At 65.5% G+C, this 16373-nt stretch carries 18 protein-coding genes and 1 tRNA gene; 12 read left to right on the top strand and 7 right to left on the bottom strand.

Annotated elements, in window-relative coordinates:
* The first annotated feature begins 4 nt into the window (after positions 1-4).
* Together ACX9OW_RS02150 and ACX9OW_RS02155 are read left to right on the top strand one after the other, a co-directional pair.
* The gene (locus ACX9OW_RS02150) at positions 5-1528 is read left to right on the top strand and encodes a YncE family protein (RefSeq protein WP_459061862.1); all 1524 of its coding nucleotides are present in this window, start codon (positions 5-7) and stop codon (positions 1526-1528) included.
* Positions 1529-1538: 10 nt separating this feature from the next.
* Positions 1539-2276 (top strand): hypothetical protein, encoded by a 738-nt coding sequence (locus ACX9OW_RS02155; RefSeq protein ID WP_459061863.1) that lies wholly within the window; start codon positions 1539-1541, stop codon positions 2274-2276.
* On the opposite strand, the gene ACX9OW_RS02160 is transcribed toward ACX9OW_RS02155, so the two are convergent.
* Positions 2273-3256, bottom strand: a complete 984-nt coding sequence (locus ACX9OW_RS02160) for an alpha/beta hydrolase family protein (protein ID WP_459061864.1) — start codon at positions 3254-3256, stop codon at positions 2273-2275. The genes ACX9OW_RS02155 and ACX9OW_RS02160 overlap by 4 nt on opposite strands.
* Positions 3257-3373: 117 nt before the next feature.
* A complete protein-coding gene (locus tag ACX9OW_RS02165; RefSeq protein WP_459061865.1) occupies positions 3374-4039 on the bottom strand; it encodes an SOS response-associated peptidase in 666 nt (221 codons plus the stop codon).
* A gap of 200 nt (positions 4040-4239) precedes the next feature.
* Between ACX9OW_RS02165 and ACX9OW_RS02170 the strand changes: the two genes are divergently transcribed.
* Positions 4240-4413, top strand: coding sequence for a hypothetical protein (locus ACX9OW_RS02170; protein ID WP_459061866.1), 174 nt, complete (start codon positions 4240-4242; stop codon positions 4411-4413).
* Between the two features lie 180 nt (positions 4414-4593).
* Complete coding sequence (locus ACX9OW_RS02175; RefSeq protein ID WP_459062455.1) at positions 4594-5103, top strand: hypothetical protein; 510 nt, start codon at positions 4594-4596, stop codon at positions 5101-5103.
* Positions 5104-5229: 126 nt separating this feature from the next.
* On the opposite strand, the gene ACX9OW_RS02180 is transcribed toward ACX9OW_RS02175, so the two are convergent.
* Positions 5230-5316: transfer RNA gene (locus ACX9OW_RS02180), tRNA-Leu, on the bottom strand.
* Between the two features lie 131 nt (positions 5317-5447).
* Here ACX9OW_RS02180 and ACX9OW_RS02185 point away from each other — a divergent pair.
* The 4 genes from ACX9OW_RS02185 to ACX9OW_RS02200 all read left to right on the top strand — a co-directional run bounded on the left by ACX9OW_RS02185 (position 5448) and on the right by ACX9OW_RS02200 (position 9466).
* Entirely contained in the window at positions 5448-5882 is a 435-nt protein-coding gene (locus ACX9OW_RS02185) for a BLUF domain-containing protein (protein ID WP_253119718.1), read from the top strand.
* A 135-nt stretch (positions 5883-6017) separates the two neighbouring features.
* Complete coding sequence (locus tag ACX9OW_RS02190) at positions 6018-7304, top strand: nucleotide sugar dehydrogenase (protein ID WP_053519799.1); 1287 nt, start codon at positions 6018-6020, stop codon at positions 7302-7304.
* A 55-nt stretch (positions 7305-7359) separates the two neighbouring features.
* Complete coding sequence (locus ACX9OW_RS02195) at positions 7360-8982, top strand: FMN-binding glutamate synthase family protein (RefSeq protein ID WP_053519800.1); 1623 nt, start codon at positions 7360-7362, stop codon at positions 8980-8982.
* Between the two features lie 22 nt (positions 8983-9004).
* Positions 9005-9466 carry a GNAT family N-acetyltransferase gene (locus tag ACX9OW_RS02200; protein WP_459061867.1) on the top strand — a complete coding sequence of 154 codons (462 nt, stop codon included), beginning with the start codon at positions 9005-9007 and terminating at the stop codon, positions 9464-9466.
* Between the two features lie 50 nt (positions 9467-9516).
* On the opposite strand, the gene ACX9OW_RS02205 is transcribed toward ACX9OW_RS02200, so the two are convergent.
* Positions 9517-10764 carry a TIGR03862 family flavoprotein gene (locus tag ACX9OW_RS02205; RefSeq protein ID WP_459061868.1) on the bottom strand — a complete coding sequence of 416 codons (1248 nt, stop codon included), beginning with the start codon at positions 10762-10764 and terminating at the stop codon, positions 9517-9519.
* On the bottom strand, positions 10751-11185 hold the full coding sequence (locus ACX9OW_RS02210) for an FKBP-type peptidyl-prolyl cis-trans isomerase (protein WP_053519803.1): 435 nt from the start codon (positions 11183-11185) through the stop codon (positions 10751-10753). The genes ACX9OW_RS02205 and ACX9OW_RS02210 overlap by 14 nt, the downstream gene beginning before the upstream one ends.
* A 69-nt stretch (positions 11186-11254) precedes the next feature.
* On the opposite strand from ACX9OW_RS02210, the gene ACX9OW_RS02215 reads away from it, so the two are divergent.
* From ACX9OW_RS02215 to ACX9OW_RS02230, 4 genes are all read left to right on the top strand, one after another.
* Entirely contained in the window at positions 11255-11620 is a 366-nt protein-coding gene (locus tag ACX9OW_RS02215; RefSeq protein ID WP_053519804.1) for a DUF6164 family protein, read from the top strand.
* Between the two features lie 68 nt (positions 11621-11688).
* Entirely contained in the window at positions 11689-12456 is a 768-nt protein-coding gene (locus ACX9OW_RS02220) for a sulfurtransferase (protein WP_459061869.1), read from the top strand.
* A gap of 148 nt (positions 12457-12604) precedes the next feature.
* Positions 12605-13600: an LLM class flavin-dependent oxidoreductase gene (locus tag ACX9OW_RS02225; protein ID WP_053519806.1), complete on the top strand. Its 996-nt coding sequence runs from the start codon at positions 12605-12607 to the stop codon at positions 13598-13600.
* Between the two features lie 68 nt (positions 13601-13668).
* Positions 13669-14166 carry a pyridoxamine 5'-phosphate oxidase family protein gene (locus ACX9OW_RS02230; protein WP_053519807.1) on the top strand — a complete coding sequence of 166 codons (498 nt, stop codon included), beginning with the start codon at positions 13669-13671 and terminating at the stop codon, positions 14164-14166.
* 10 nt (positions 14167-14176) lie between these two features.
* On the opposite strand, the gene ACX9OW_RS02235 is transcribed toward ACX9OW_RS02230, so the two are convergent.
* Positions 14177-14830: an exopolysaccharide biosynthesis protein gene (locus tag ACX9OW_RS02235; protein WP_459061870.1), complete on the bottom strand. Its 654-nt coding sequence runs from the start codon at positions 14828-14830 to the stop codon at positions 14177-14179.
* Positions 14814-16118 carry a hemolysin family protein gene (locus tag ACX9OW_RS02240; RefSeq protein WP_065174920.1) on the bottom strand — a complete coding sequence of 435 codons (1305 nt, stop codon included), beginning with the start codon at positions 16116-16118 and terminating at the stop codon, positions 14814-14816. Before ACX9OW_RS02240 ends, ACX9OW_RS02235 begins: the two co-directional genes overlap by 17 nt.
* Positions 16119-16373: the final 255 nt, after the last annotated feature.

Consider the following 16373-nt stretch of genomic DNA (forward strand, 5'->3'; position numbering starts at 1 on the left):
CCAGATGACCAAGTACAACACCGGCAATCCGGTGGGCTCGCCCTCGCCCCTGGATTTGTACGACAACGCCGAGAACCTGGATGCCGGCATCAACGGATCAGCTCGGACGTGGGTTGACCGTCGGGGCGTGACCCGCCGCAGCTGGAACGGGATTGAGGCGGATTTCAATGAGTTCCTGGCCAACGGCAGCACCATCGAGTTCCCCACCTGGGCTGCGGCCAGCGCTGCGGCGGGAGCGGGCAGCATCCCCCTGAACCGCCAGGTAGCGGTGATCGGTGACACCGGCAGCCACACCGACCCCGTATCGGGCCAGGAGGTGCCGAACAGCGGCCGCTACATCATGGTCGAGGCTGGGCTGCAGTGGGTTTCTGAGGATGTACTGACGCAAAAGGCTGACAAACAGGAAGTTGCTGAGGTTGCCGGACGGCTCGTGTCTACCATCACAGGGGGATACATCGAGATCGATAGCGATATGGCTGGCAACGTCGCCTTTGCCGTGCATGCCGATGGCACCCGGGAATTTCTGCGAACGAAGGTGGGCGGCATGACGGTGGCAATGGTGGACTCCAGCACCGCGGCGGTGGACGGTCGCATCGACTGGCACGGGAACTACCAGGAGTGGGCGCAGGGGCTTGCGGGCTCCCTGGAGAACGCGCTGCTGGTGGAGATCGACAGCGTAGGGCGAGTGGGCCGGATTCTCTGGGCCGACGGGTCGCAGTGGCCGAGCGGAACGCCCGAGCCGACGCAGTTCGTGCTGGTGGACCAGACATCGCTTCCCAACGGCGCGCACGGCGAGAATCCCAGCGGCGGTTGGACCTGCACCGGCTTGGATGTGATCAGCACGGGGAAGTGGCTGGGCTGCAGGCTGGTCGGCAACGACGGTCGCGCCTATGAGGGAAGCTCGGGTGGCCAGACGGCGCCGTTCCTGTGCTCGATCGTGTGCACCTCGCCGGACATGCGGCGGATCCTCTGGGAGCTTCCCTGCAACACGGCTGCCTTCCCGGGCATCGAGTCGATTCAGGGCGTGGCCTGGGACACCTCGGACGACACGATCTGGTTTGCCGACAAGACGAACAAGATCATCCGCCACATCACCCTGGCGGGCGTGAAGCTGCTGGACGAGATCGTGGTGTCGCACACCCTCAACGGCATCGCCTACCGGCCCGACCTGGATGCGATCTACACCCCGGACGAGGGCACCAGCACGATCCGGCTGGTGTCGTGCGCGGACGGCTCGGTGCTTCGCACCCAGACGGGCATCCACCCGCAGGCCGACCAGCTGCACTACGAACAGGGGCGAAATCGCCTGTGGGCCACGGTGGGCGCCAACGGCGTCGACGGCCAGGCCTTGGTCTATGACGCCGACACGATGGCCCTGCTGGAAACGCACACGCTGAAGGGATCTCAGGCAATTGAGGGCATTTGGTACGACCCAGACGCCAGGAGCCTACTGACCGTCAACGACGGCGGCTTCCACCTTTCCGCCAACCCGCCGCTGGCCCTGGCCTGCAAGTACAACTATCTGTGAGGACGACCCAATGCCCACCATCATTCGCCAGTACGCCGCGCCCGCTTCGTTCCCGGACACGATCATCCTCGACCTGGAACCGCCGATCGATTGGGGTGGCGTGGTGCCGGACGGCCACTTCCGTCTGGCCAAGACGCTGAACTTCGCACTGAACAACCGCATCGCGGCAGGGCTGGATGCGCAGCTCTCGAACGGGGGTTCCTACGAGGTCGACTCGCAATCAGTCTCGGTGGCCACCGGCACCGCGCTGTACGTGCCTGCGGCCGCCAACCTGCCGCTGTCGTTCATGTCGGTGTTCCGGCAGACCGCTGGCGGCGTGAACCAGACGCTGATGGGCAACGCCAACACTTCGGGCGGTGACTCCGCCGGCATCGGTGTCAGCAGCGGCGGGAACCTGGTCGCCCTGGCGCGCGCCGGCAGCACCAACTACGCGGCCAGCCTGCCCAAGGATGGCGGTGACCGCTGGGAAATGGTGGTCGGCACCTTCGACAACCGTCCCGGTGCAGGTGCCAGCATCCTGCGGCTGTACCGGCCGCGCACGGGCAGCATGGCGGAGGTGACCAACGCCACCCTGCCGGCCAGCATCGCCACGCACCGAATCTTGGGCGCTTCGGCGGGCACGTTGAACCAGAGCGTGCGCGGCGCGCTGTCGGCGTACTGGTTCGACCGGGTGCTGGCGCAGGTCACGATCCAGAACATGTACGCCTCGGTCAAGGCATCGCTCGCGACCAGCGGGATCGAAATCTAGTTTGAGATCGTTCGCGCAATTGTCTCAGCGGTGTAGGCCACTAGCATTTCGTGGCCTCCATCGAAGACTGTCAAAGAAACGCCTGGCACCGTGCGACGGAGGTGGATGTCTCGATCCCCAATTAAATCTTCTGATTCGACTTCTGATGCCAAGGTGGTAATTGCGGCCATCTGCTCCGCGTTGACGAGATCGCTCTCACTGGCACCATAGTGCTTGGCTAGTCGGTTGTAGAAAAGAATTGAGTGCGACGTAGGAACCGAGCCGTTGAATCCATCATGAAGTCCAGCAAACAGATGCAGCTGGGGGTACTTGCGTCCTTCAACCAGTGGTATGTTCATTGGTGAACGACGCCTTGCCTCATCCAATGAGTATGCACCAGCAACCGCTGCGCATGCCTCAATATCTGCCAAATACTTCTGGTTACGTTTGGCGGATTGGTTCCTCCAAGCGGCTAAGTCCGTAATTGGCACCCAGGCAAAATAAGCTTTTGCAGGAATTTTGCTTTTCAGCATCGATCCTAGGGCGGTATACGCGCCGCCTGACACGCCTACGACTACGACGTTGGAAACATCTACATCCATGTTGCCAATCGCCCAGTCGTATGCATCTTCAATGTCAGCCAGAACGGCGTCACTCAGGCAAGCCCCGGGATGATTGTTGGGCCCTTGCACCTGAGGGTGAACATAGTTCCAGCCGTTAGCGGCTGCGTAAGGCGCGAGCTGATCATGTTGATCATAGCTGCCTGACCAAGTGTGAAGGCTTATGACCAAAGGACGCTTTCCTAACTCCTTTGGTGCGTGAGCAAAGAGCTTCTGACCTTTACTGGTTGTTTGGACAACGAACTCGGCTGGCCATTCCTTCGCTACGGTATTGTCCCACTGGTCGCGGGCACTTTTTGCCTTTGAGATTATCGCTGGCGCGGCAATGCCGCCGGATACGCCAATGCAAAGCGCAACAGCACTGCTGATGAGAACCTTCACTTCCTTGTCCCCGTGTCTAGGTGTTATGGGTTCGTGAAAATACGAAGACTATCATGCATATTGGCCCGTGAGAAAAGGAACGAGTCTCAGGAGGTGCAGAGGTTCCCCCCGATTTGGCTAAGCGACCTGCTGTAGCAGGTCCTCACGGTTGTTCCTGGGAGTGTTCACTTCACGGCTGACGCGGTACGCCTCCATGGATGGGGGCTCGCTGGCCAGTAGCATCGCCATCGCATTGTCGGGACTGGCGGCCATCCACTCATCGATCTGGCTGGCCGGCAGCCACACCGGCATGCGGTCGTGGATGTCGGCCGACACGCCGCTGCTGTTCCCGGTGATGACGGTGAAGGTTCCCAGGTTGCCGTCGGGCAGCAGCGGGCTGCTGTCCTCCCACAGGCCGGCAGCCAGCAGCGGCTCGGTCGCGTGGATGAACCATGGATCCTTTTTCCCATCGATCGGGCTGACCGACCACTCGTAGTAGCCGGCCATCGGGATGACGCATCGGCGCTTCTTGAACGCCGTGCGGAAGGCCGGCTTGGTGGCCACGGTCTCGATGCGGGCGTTGATGGTCGAGCCCTGCAGGCCCTTGGCCTTGGCCCAGAACGGCAGCAGGCCCCACGCCAGCCGGGTGACCTGCCGGCCTTCGCCGCGGTCCAGGATCACCGACGCCCGCTGCGTCGGGGCGAGGTTGTAGGTGGGCTGGATCTCGGCCAGGCCCGGGGCAAGGTCAGCCAGCTCGGCCTGGCCGAAGTTGACGACGGGGAGCTGGACGAATCGGCCGCACATGGCCGGAGCGTAGCCCGGCCGGTCGTGCTCATGGCGTGCAGAGCTTCCAGCGCCGGCGTTACGGTCTCGTCCTGTGCGCATAACACTGCTGGTATGGTTGTGTTACAAGCTATTGAAAAATATAGCGAAATAATAGATTTTTCGTTGACTCGCGAGTCCGCTAGGTCTACGTTCTGCGCTCCCAACAACGGAGCATGCAGATGATCGAAAAGTTCGAAATCCACAGTCGCGAAATCGCTGACGAGTTCCTGGCAAGCCTGGTCGCGGACGAGGCCCGGTTGGCAGATGCCAGCTTCCATGCCGCTGACAAGATCCATGACCCTTCCGTCCGCGAATACTTCTTGGACCGGGCGCGACAGGTGCTGCAAGCCTGAGCCGCGCAAGCAGTGACGGATTACGGAGAGGGCCGAACCTTGCTCGGCCCTGCAGTTCGGGGAAATTGACGATTTCGTCAAACTGCCGATGCAGGCCTTAACAATTGGCAGCCCGAACGATTCAGGCAGATGTCGGCCGCGTTCGCAGAATCTGCGACCACCGGTCGTATCCTTGCGGCCATGCTTCCCTCGCACGGCCACCATGGTTTCCGCACCGCCCCAATCCCGTGCGGATGGGTCCAGACAGGTGAGCGCTGGGCGCTCTGGTACAACGGCCGGGAAACGGCCGGCGTTGCCCCCGATGGCGGTGCTGGCGTGCGCCTGTGGATGGAAGGCCAAAAGATGTGGCAGGTGAAGGAAGTGCGCGCCGCGAGCGTCCGCCAGGCGAAGCGGTACGCCGAGCGCTGGTGCGCGGCCAGGCTCTATCCCGATCTGCCTCTGCGCGAGGCCGTCGCCCGGTTGACGGACAGCACTCCGATCCAACTGCCGCCGCCATTGCCTGGCCTGCCGCCAACGCGTGCGCAGCAGCAACAGGCGCGCCGCCTGGCTGAGTCTGGGGCGCTGGATCTGACACGGATCAAGGAAGCGCTGGAGCCGCGCAAGCCGCCGGCAGCGATCAAGCCCAGGGCGAGGGATCCTCAGAAGGCGCGGGTGAGGGCGGCGCTGCAGCAGCTGCGGCGGGGTGTCTGATCTACCCGCGACATCCAGACGCATGCGTCATGCGTTGGTCGATTGGCATCATGCGGTTTGAGCTGATTGCGGAGCGACGAAAAAATTGCGGAGCGAAATGGAGGCCACCGAATGTCGCGAAAGCCTTGGTGCCCGGAGCCGGAATCGAACCGGCATGACCTTGCGGTCGGCGGATTTTAAGTCCGATGCGTCTACCAGTTTCGCCATCCGGGCCTGCAGTGCGGCGCCGATTGTAGCCCAGCGGGGGCTCCAGCACCGGCGGCCGGGCATCGCACGGCGTGCTTAACTGTATCGCCCATTCATGCCATAGTCCCGACCATCGTCCCCAGGGGGGGAGCCACCTGATGTCGCTCTACGCGATCGCCTACGTCAGCGATGCCCGCGCCGATCTGCGGACATCCGATCTTGACCGCCTGCTGGCCGATGCCACGGCGTTCAATCGCGTGGCTGGCGTCACCGGGGTGCTGATGTTCGACGGTGCACGCTTCCTGCAGTATCTCGAAGGTCCGGAGGATGGTATCGATTCGGTGTTCCCGCGCATCCTCAATGCCCGCAGCCATACCCAGCTGAAGGTGCTGTGCCGGGCGCCCGTGCCGCAGCGGGCGTTCCCCCGCTGGAACATGGGGACGCGACGCATCGAGGCGGAGCTGCTGGCACAGATCGTCGGTGAGGCGTGGCCGGGGTTGACGCTGGGCAGCGTGGGGTTCGAGCACCTGCTGCAGGCCTGGACCGGGGCCGATGGCGAGCTGGAGCCTGCCGCGGTCGCACTGGGCTCCTGACCTTGGCGACAAGGTCCTGACACCGTTACGCTGTAGCCCTCTTGCGAAGACTTCCCGGAGTGGGCAGCGAATGAGCGTGATGGCCGAAGCGGCGGCAGTGGGCGATCCGCCGCTGCCGGCATGGCGGGTGCATTGATGAGCGTGCCGGTGTCGGCGGCGGAAGCGCCCCGGTTCGCGGTGATCGGCCTGGGTTACGTGGGCCTGCCACTGGCCGTGGCATTCGGCCGGGAACAGCCGACGCTCGGCTTCGACATCGACCCCGAACGCATCGCCGAGCTGCGCGCGGGCCAGGACCACACGCTGGAGGTGGAGGCCGGGGAACTCGCCGCTGCACGCCAGCTGGAGTACAGCAGCGACCCTGCGCGGCTGGACGAGTGCAACGTGTACATCGTCACCGTGCCGACGCCCATCGATGCCTACGAGCAGCCCGATCTGGAACCCCTGCGCTCGGCGACGCGGTTGATCGCCAGCCATCTGCGCGCCGGCGATCTGGTGATCTACGAGTCCACGGTCTATCCCGGCACGACCGAGGAAGTCTGCGTGCCCTTGCTGGAGCAGGGTTCGGGCCTGCGATTCAACGAAGATTTCTACTGCGGCTACAGTCCGGAGCGGGTCAGCCCGGGGGACCGCCAGCGCCGTCTGGCCGACATCCGCAAGATCACCTCGGGTTCGACACCGGAGGTGGCGTCGGTGGTCGATGGGCTGTACCGCCGCATCATCGACGCAGGCACCTTCCCGGCGCCATCGATGCGCGTGGCCGAAGCGGCCAAGGTGGTCGAGAACATCCAGCGCGACGTCAACATCGCCCTGGTCAACGAGCTGGCGCTGATTTTCGACCGTCTCGGCATCGATACCCAGGACGTGCTGGACGCCGCGGGCAGCAAGTGGAATTTCCTGCCGTTCCGTCCCGGTCTGGTCGGTGGCCACTGCATCGGCGTGGATCCCTACTACCTGCTGCACAAGTCGGAAAGTGTGGGTTACCACCCGGACCTCATCCACACCGCGCGGCAGGTCAACAACCGTGTCGGCGAGCACGTGGCCATGCGCGTCCTGGCCATGTTGGCCGAGCGCGGGCGGACCGCGGCCCAGGCGCGCGTGCTGGTGCTGGGCGTCACCTTCAAGGAAGACTGCCCCGATCTGCGCAACAGTCGTGCGCTGGAGCTGGCGCAGCGCCTGGCAGACGCAGGCGCCCAGGTCGATGTCAGCGATCCATGGGTGGGCCCGGCGGCCTTGGCCGATGCCGGTGTGCGGTGGCTGGCCGAGCCGAAGGCCGGCTGTTACGACGCGGTCGTATTGGCAGTGGCGCATGCCAGTTTCAAGGCGATGGATGAAGCCCGCATCCGCGGCCTGCTGGCGCCCGGCGGCCTGGTGTATGACGTGAAATCGGCCTGGCCGCGCAGCGTGGTCGACGATCGCCTGTAGGCGTTGATGATGGCGGGCGCGGTAGACTCGGCTGCAGTTGCAACCAAGGAACGCCATGCACCGGTATATCGTCTACCTGCTCGCCATCCTGATGTTCCCCGTCTGCCTGTGGCTGGCCACGATATGGCCTGCCTGGTACTGGGGCGTCGGTCTGACCGCCGCGATGGTGGCGCTGGGGACCTGGGATCTGCTGCAGAAGCGCAGCACCCTGCGCCGCAACTATCCGGTCATGGCGCACTTCAGATACGGGCTGGAATCGATCGGCCCGGAGATCCGCCAGTATTTCGTGCAGAGTGATCTGGAAGACGTGCCCTTCTCGCGCCAGCAGCGTGCACTGATCTACCAGCGTGCCAAGAACGAGATGGATACGGTGCCGTTCGGCACGCTGCGTAGTGCATATGCGGTGGACTACGAATGGATCAACCATTCGCTGGCACCGACCACCATCGCCCGGCACGATTTCCGTGTGCTGATCGGCGCAGGCTGCGCCAAGCCCTATTCGGCCAGTGTGTTCAACATCTCGGCGATGAGCTTCGGCTCGCTGTCGGCCAACGCGATCCGCGCGCTCAACGAAGGCGCACGCCGTGGCGGCTTCTATCACGATACGGGCGAAGGCTCGATCTCGCCGTACCACCGTGAGATGGGCGGCGATCTGGTCTGGGAGATCGGCTCGGGCTACTTCGGTTGCCGCGACGAGAAGGGCGGTTTCAGCGAAGAGCGGTTCGTCGCCAACGCCACCCATGACCAGGTGAAGATGATCGAGATCAAGCTGTCCCAGGGGGCCAAGCCCGGTCATGGCGGCGTATTGCCCGCGCCGAAGGTGACGGCCGAGATCTCCGTGACCCGTGGCGTGCCGATGGGGGTGGACTGTGTATCTCCGTCGCGGCACTCGGCGTTTTCCACGCCGGTCGAACTGCTGCAGTTCGTCGCCCGCCTGCGCGAACTGTCCGGTGGCAAACCGGTCGGCTTCAAGCTGGCCATCGGCCATCCCTGGGAGTGGTTCGGCATCGCCAAGGCGATGCAGGAGACCGGCCTGTTGCCGGACTTCATCGTTGTCGATGGCGCCGAGGGCGGCACGGGCGCGGCACCGGCCGAGTTCGTTGATCATGTGGGCGTGCCGATGCACGAGGCGCTGCTGCTGGTCCACAACACCCTGGTCGGGCTGGACCTGCGCGAGCGCATCCGCATCGGTGCGGCCGGCAAGATCACCAGCGCATTCGACATTGCCCGGACCATCGCGCTCGGCGCGGACTGGTGCAATGCCGGTCGTGGCTTCATGTTCGCACTGGGGTGCATCCAGTCGTTGAGCTGCCACACCGACAAGTGCCCGACCGGCATCGCCACGCAGGACCCGGCGCGCTGGAAGCACCTCGACGCGCCTGACAAGGCCACGCGCGTGCACAGCTACCACGAGCACACGCTGCATGCCCTGAAGGAGCTGTTGTGCGCGGCCGGCCTGAATGATCCGGCCGAACTGGGGCCGGAGCACATCCTGCGCCGCGTGTCGCCGGTGGAGATCCGCTCGCTGGCGACGCTGTATCGCTATCTGGAGCCGGGAGAACTGCTGCGGCGGGTGCCGGATCACGCGGTATTCCATGCGTTCTGGGCAGACGCGCGCAGTGATTCATTCCAGCCGCCGGCGCGGATCCAGGCGCTGAGGGCCAGCAAGTCGCGGTAATGAAGTTCCATACGGAGGTTGCATGCAGTTCAGGACCGGTACGATCGACGATGTCGCGCCGCTGTGGGCCCTGCGCACGCGGTGCGTGCGCGAGACCTGCAGCAGTCACTATCCGCCGGAGGTGATCGCACCCTGGGCGGCGTCGCTGCCGCCGGCGCAGTATCCGCGGCTGCTGTCGCAGGGCGGCTGTGTGGTGGCCGAAGGCGGGCAGGGCGAGCTGCTCGGCTTTGGCGTGCTGGATATCGATGGCAATGAGGTGGATGCGCTGTTCGTCGATCCGGATCGTGGCGGACAGGGTATCGGCCAGGCGCTGATGCAGCGTCTGCTGGCGCTGGCCGATCCGGGGCGCGAGGTGGTGCTGTCGGCCTCGCTCAATGCCGTGTCCTTCTATCAGCGGCAGGGTTTCATCCGCGAACGCGAGGAAAGCTATCCCCATCCCAGCGGGGTACCACTCGCCTCTGTACGCATGCGAAGGCCGTGGTGAGGCGCTGCTTCCGGTAGCGCCGAGCCACGCCCGCTGCTACCGCAGGCGATTCAGCGTGTGGCTAACCACTGGATCACGCCTTCGGCGGCGCGCTGGCCACTGGCATAGCAGGCCGTCAGCAGGTAGCCGCCGGTCGGCGCTTCCCAGTCCAGCATTTCGCCAGCGCAGAACACGCCGGGCAGGGCACGCAGCATCAGCCCTGCATCGAGCGCGTCCAGCCTTACCCCTCCGGCCGTGCTGATCACCTCGGCCATCGGCCGCGGGCGCAGCAGTTTCAGCGGCAGGCGCTTGAGCGTCGCTGCGACCGCAGCAAGATCGTGGCCCGCATCCTTGCCGAGGTGCTCGAACACGAGTGCCGCTTTCACTGCGTCCACCCCGGCCTGGCGGCGCAGGTGTTCACCGAAGCTGCGGCCCTTGCGTGGACGCGACAGATCGGCCAGCAGGCGTGCTTCATCGCGGCCCGGTGCCAGGTCCAGCCACAATGGCGCACAACCCTCGCGGTTGATGGTTTCGCGCAGGTCGGCCGACAGCGCGTAGATCAGGCTGCCTTCGATGCCATAGTCGCTGGCGACGCATTCGCCCTGCAGTGACCGTGGTTGGCCTGTCAGGTCGATCCAATGCGCCACCACTGGTTTCAAAGGGGCACCGGCATTGCGCTGGGCGAACAGGGGCGTCCAGTCGACGTCGAACCCGCAGTTGGCGGCCTGTAACGGCGCGATGTCCACGCCGCGCGCCTGCAGCGGTGCCACCCAGGCACCGTCGCTGCCGAGATGCGGCCAACTGCCGCCGCCCAGCGCCAGCACGGTGGCATCAGCGTGCACGTCGAGGTGGCCGTCTTCGGTGTTGAAGCGCAGCGCGCCGTCGCTGGCCCATCCGCACCAGCGGTGATTCACGTGCAGGCGTACGCCCTGCTCCTTCAAGCGGCGCACCCAGCCGCGCAGCAGGGGCGCAGCCTTGCGATCAAATGGGAACACGCGGCCCGAACTGCCGACATAGGTCTCCACGCCGAGATCGGCGGCCCAGTCGCGCAGTGCCTGCGCGTCGAACCCGTCCAGCCATCCGCCGACTTCACCGGCCTGCTCGCGATAGCGGCTGTCGAACAGCGGGCGCTCATCGGAGTGGGTCAGGTTGAGCCCGCCCTTGCCGGCGATCAGGAACTTGCGACCTGGGGAACCCTTGGCTTCATAGAGGTCCACCTCCAGGCCGGCGGCGCGCAGGCGCTCGGCAGCGAACAGCCCTGCCGGGCCGCCACCGACGACAGCCACGCGGCGCGGCGCATGTCGATCAGGGTTGGACATCGAGTAGCTCGACATCGAACACCAGCGAGGAGCCCGGCGGGATCGGGCCGGCGCGACGGCTGCCGTAGCCCAGGTCCGGGGGGATCATCAGGGTGCGCTTGCCGCCGACCTTCATGCCGGCCACACCTTCATCCCAGCCGCGGATGACCTGGCCGGCACCGAGCACGAAGGTGAACGGCTGGCCGCGTCCGACCGAGCTGTCGAATGTCTTGCCATGCTTGCTCTCGGTGCGGTTGTCGTAGATCCAGCCGGTGTAGTGCACGGTGACCTTCCGGCCCGCCACCGCTTCGGCCCCGGTACCGGGCTGGGTGTCGATGCGCTCGAAGGTGGTCAGCGTGCCTCCCGGTGGTGGGCCGGACGGCTCCATCGAGCAGCCGGCAGCAGCAAGGGACAGCAACAGGGGAAGCAGCAGTCGGCGCATCGGGCATCTCCGTCGGGCGCAGGGCGAGGGCGGCAAGGGTAGCGCATCGGCGCCGGGTATCATGGCGCCATGGCCAAACTCCTGCTCAATCTGCGCAATGTCGGCGATGACGAATACGCCGACGTCTGCACGCTCCTGGATCGCCACGGCATCGCCTGGTACCGCACCGAGCCCAGTCCCTGGGGCATTTCCAATGGCGGGCTGTGGCTCCGCGAGGACGGCGATCATGCGCGCGCCAAGGCATTGATGGCCGAGTACCAGGCCGAGCGCGCGCCACGCATCCGGGCCGAGCGTGAGCAGGCCCTGCGTGATGGCACGGCCGAGACCTTCGGCAGCCTGCTGCGGCGCCGGCCGCTGTATGTCGTGCTGGTACTGCTGGCGATGCTGGGCGCTGCTGCCCTGGTGCTGCTGCCGTTCATGCTGCTGCGGGGGTAGGGCGCTCCAGCCGCCGATCATCGACCCCGGGTCCTGACCCGATGGCGGCCAGGCGCTAAAATGCGCGGATGATCGCCAATACCGCCGCCTATCATTTCACTGCCATCGACGCCCCCGAGGTTCTGTGCGACCAACTGCTGGCGCGTGCCGAAGCGGCTGGGCTGCGCGGCACGATCCTGGTGGCGGGCGAGGGCCTGAATCTGTTCCTGGCGGGCGCCCCGCCCGCCATCGAGGGCTTCTACGCGGCACTGCGTGAGGATCCGCGTCTGGCCGGAATGCGGGTCAAGACCAGCTTCAGCGAGCATCAGCCCTTCGCGCGGCTCAAGGCCAGAGTGAAGCCGGAGATCATCAGTTTCCGCCGCGATGACGGCCAGCCGCTGGCCTATCCACGCGCGCCGGCGGTCGATCCGGCCACCGTACAGCGTTGGCTGCGGCAGGGCCACGACGATGCGGGAAAGCCGGTGGTGATGCTCGATACCCGGAATCTGCAGGAGGTGGAGTACGGCACGTTCAAGGACGCGCTGGTGCTGCCGATCCACAAGTTCACCGATCTGCCGGAGGCCCTGGCGCCGCACCGCGACGCATTGAAGGACAGCACCGTGGTCAGCTTCTGCACGGGCGGCATCCGCTGCGAGAAGGCCGCACTGTGGATGCTCAATGACGGCATGGACAACGTGCTGCAGCTCGATGGCGGCATTCTCGGCTACTTCGAAGAGGTGGGCGGCGAGGGCTACGACGGGCGCTGTTTCGTGTTCGACGAACGGGTGGCGCTGGATGCGGAGCTCAGGCCGCTGGTGGATGAGCCGCTGCCGGAACCACGCCCCAGCGCCTTCTGAGCGGCTGTCCCGGGCGCCGGTCGTGCACGGCTGTCCGGTCCACCTGGGGAGCTGACCCGCCCGGCAGGAATCAGCGTCCCGCCACCGGCACTGGCCGCCGTGCCGGGCCGACCCCATGCAGAGGGGATCTTTTGACGGAAACCGCCTGATGATCCCGTTGTCGATCCTCGACCTGGCCCCGGTCTGCGAGGGCAGCGATACCACCGCCGCCTTCTCCAACATGCTGGAACTGGCCCAGCATGCCGATGCGCTGGGCTACCGCCGCTACTGGCTGGCCGAACACCACAACATGCCCGGTATCGCCAGCGCGGCCACCGCCGTGCTGATCGGGCACGTTGCCGGTGGCACGCAGCGCATCCGTGTCGGTGCAGGCGGCATCATGCTGCCCAACCATGCGCCGCTGCAGGTGGCCGAGCAGTTCGGCACGCTGGCCTCGCTCTATCCGGACCGCATCGATCTGGGGCTGGGGCGGGCGCCCGGCACCGACCAGCCGACCGCCCGCGCGCTGCGGCGCTATTTCGACAGCGCTGACCAGTTCCCGCAGGATGTGCGTGAGCTGCTGCATTACTTCGAGCCGGTCCAGCCCGGTCAGGCGGTGCAGGCCGTGCCTGGCGGCGGCCTGCGGGTGCCGACGTGGATCCTGGGTTCCAGCCTGTTCGGTGCGCGCATGGCGGCATCGATGGGGCTGCCGTACGCCTTCGCCTCGCACTTCGCCCCGGACGCGATGGATGAGGCGCTGGCAGTCTACCGCCGCGAATTCCGTCCTTCGGCCACGTTGAAGCAACCGCACGCGATGCTGGCATTGAACGTGGTGGCCAGCGACAGCGAAGCCGAATCGCGCCGCCTGTTCACCAGCCAGCAGCAGAGCTTCGTCAATCTGCGCCGGGGGCGTCCCGGAAAGATCCCGGCACCGATCGACGACATCGAATCGTTCTGGGAGCCGCACGAGAAACTGGGTGTCGAGCGGGCATTGGCGTGCACGGTGCTGGGTGATCCACAGCAGGTGGCCGAGGGTATCGCCGCGTTCGTCGAACGCCATCGACCTGACGAACTGATGCTCACCGCCAATCTGTATGACCATCGCGCGAGGCTGCGCTCGTTCGAGCTGACCATGCGGGCGTGGCACGATCGCCACGCGGGCTGAACGATTGCATCACGGCGCATTGCAGACCTTCCGCGTCTGATGGGGGCTCCCTACCCTTGGAGCTCCCCATGTCGGATTCCCGCGCAGAACACATCGCCCAACTGGCCGAACTGATCAAGGACGTGGAGGTGGCGATGTTCACCACGGTCGGTGTCGATGGTCGCCTGTACAGCCGTCCGCTTGGTACCCAGCAGGTCGCCTTCGATGGTGACCTCTGGTTCGCTACCGCAGCCGACAGCCCGAAGGTGGCGGAGATCGCACTCAATCCGCGGGTCAACGTGGCCTACGCCTCGACGTCGAAGAACACCTATGTGTCGGTGGCGGGCAATGCGCGCATCGTCGACGATCGAGCCAAGGTGGAAGCGCTGTGGTCGCCAGCGATGAAGCTGTTCTTCCCCGGCGGCAAGGACGATCCGAACCTTCGGCTCATCCACGTGCAGGCTGAATCGGCCGAGTACTGGGATGGACCGGGCACGCTGCTGGGCAGGGCGCTGACGTTCGTGCTGTCTGCGGTACAGGATGAGCCAGGCCAGCTTGCCGACAACGGTTTCGTCGACCTGCGTTGATGGGCCCGGTTCAGAACCAGCGCTGGAACAGTTCGACGGTGTAGCTCACGAGTTGGCCGGAACTGAAACCAAAGAACGCGATTGCCGCCAATGATCCGATCCAGTTGACCAGCATCAGCGCGCCGTCGCGCTCGAGCAGGGCCAGCGAGAACAACAGCAGCTGGAAGCCGAACAGATAGTTGGTGAACGGGATCGGCAGCGACAGCAGGATGCCCAGCAGGACCAGCAGTGCGCCGGTGAACGCGTGGGCCGGCAGCGGCTTGAGCAGCTGTGGCAGGCGTGGCTTGAGCATGCGGTCCAAGCGCCGCAGCGGGCGGTCGATGCGGTCCAGGAACCGGTGCATGGTGCCGCGCTTCGGCCCGCGGCGGGCAATGAAGCCCGGCAGCCAGGGGCGCCGCATGCAGCACAGCATCTGCAGGCCGATCAGGATCACCAGGGGGCCACTGACCGCACCGCCCAGCCCCGGAATCGGGATGAACGACGGCAGGATCGCCACGAACAGGAAAACGCCGAAGGCGCTCTGCTGCAGATCCTGCAGGATCTGGCCCAGCTTCATGTGCTGGGCCGGATCACCCCAGGCGAACATTTCCAGCAGCGTGCGGATGCCTTCGTTGCGATAGGCAGGTGCTGCGTCGCGCGGGCCGGACTCAGGCGGTGAGCTCATCGGCCTGCTCGTCCGACAGCGTGCGCAGCAGCAGCTTGTCCACACGTGCACCGTCCAGGTCGACGATCTCGAAGCGCCAGCCGGCCCAGTCGAAGTACTCGCCCGCGTGCGGGATGCGGCCGAAGTAGTGGATGCACATGCCGGCCAGGGTGTAGTAGTCGCCCTCTTCGGCGTCGGGAAGCTCGTTGCTGCCGATCAGCTCGCGGAGGTCGTCCACCGGCAGCGAGCCGTCCACCAGCAGCGAGCCGTCCTCACGGGTCACCACCAGTGCGTCCTCGTCGGCATTCTCCACCGCCTGCAGGCGGCCGACCACTGCGCCCATCAGGTCGCTGATGGTGACCAGTCCCTGGATCTCGCCGTATTCGTCGACGACCAGCGCCATCGACTGCTGTTCTTCCCGGAAGATCTCCAGCAGCTTCATCGCATGGGTGGACTCGGAAACGTACAACGGCTCGCGCAGGGTCTGGAACAGCGCGTTGTCGCCGCGTGCCATGCGGGTCGCCAGCGATTTCAGTTCAAGCACACCAACCACATCCATGTCGTTGTCGCGATAGACCGGATAGCGGGAGAACTCATGCTCGGCCATGATTTCCAGGTTGCGGTCCAGGCCGGCCTGCGTGTCCAGCCAGGCGATCCGGTTGCGCGGCGTCATCAGGCTGTCGGCGGTGCGATCGCCCAGCCGCATCACGCGGTTCATCATGTCGCGCTCATGGGTGTCGATCACACCTGCCTCGTGGCTTTCGGCCACCAGCATGCGGATCTCCTCTTCGGTCACCGAGGCGGCTTCGTCCTTGCCCAGGCCAAGTGCCTTCAGCACCAGCTGGGTCGTCCTGGACAGCAGCCAGACGAAGGGCAAGGCCAGTTTGGCCAGCCAGCTCATCGGCATGGCCACCAGGCTGGCAATGGCCTCGGAGCGGGTCAGGGCCAGCCGCTTGGGCACCAGCTCACCAAAGATCAGGGTCACGAAGGTGATGAGGGTCACGGCCAGCGTGGTGCCGACCTGGGAGGCGTAGGTGAAGCCGGGCATCAGGCCCTGCAGCCAGCCGGCAATGGCGTCGCCGATGGCGTCGCCGCCCAGGTAGCCGGTCAGCACGCCGATGACGGTGATGCCGATCTGGACCGTGGACAGGAAGCTCTCGGGCTTTTCGGACAGCTCCAGGGCCTTGGCGGCGCGCTTGGAGCTGCCGGCCATCTGCTTGAGACGGCTCTTGCGCGAGGTCATGACCGACATCTCGGACATGGCGAAGAAGCCGTTCAACAGAACCAGCGCGAAGACAATCAGGATCATTTCAAACACGGGCGTCGTCCCCGGTTGGTGGCAGGGAGGGCGGGTGCTTGCGATGGCGGCAGGCGCTCAGGAGCAGAGTCCGGCGCGGCGCTGGGGGATAAGGGTCGTCGTCCATAAGGTGCGCCCGAGGGCGCGGTGGCATCTTAGCAAAGGGCCGTGGCAAGGTGGCAACTGCCTGTTCAGGTTGGCGGGTTCCACCCCCGGAAAGGGGGCGGGGATACCCGAGATGGTCATCTAGCCGTCATAATTCCGTCC

It is taken from the genome of Stenotrophomonas genospecies 5, from assembly GCF_054473825.1.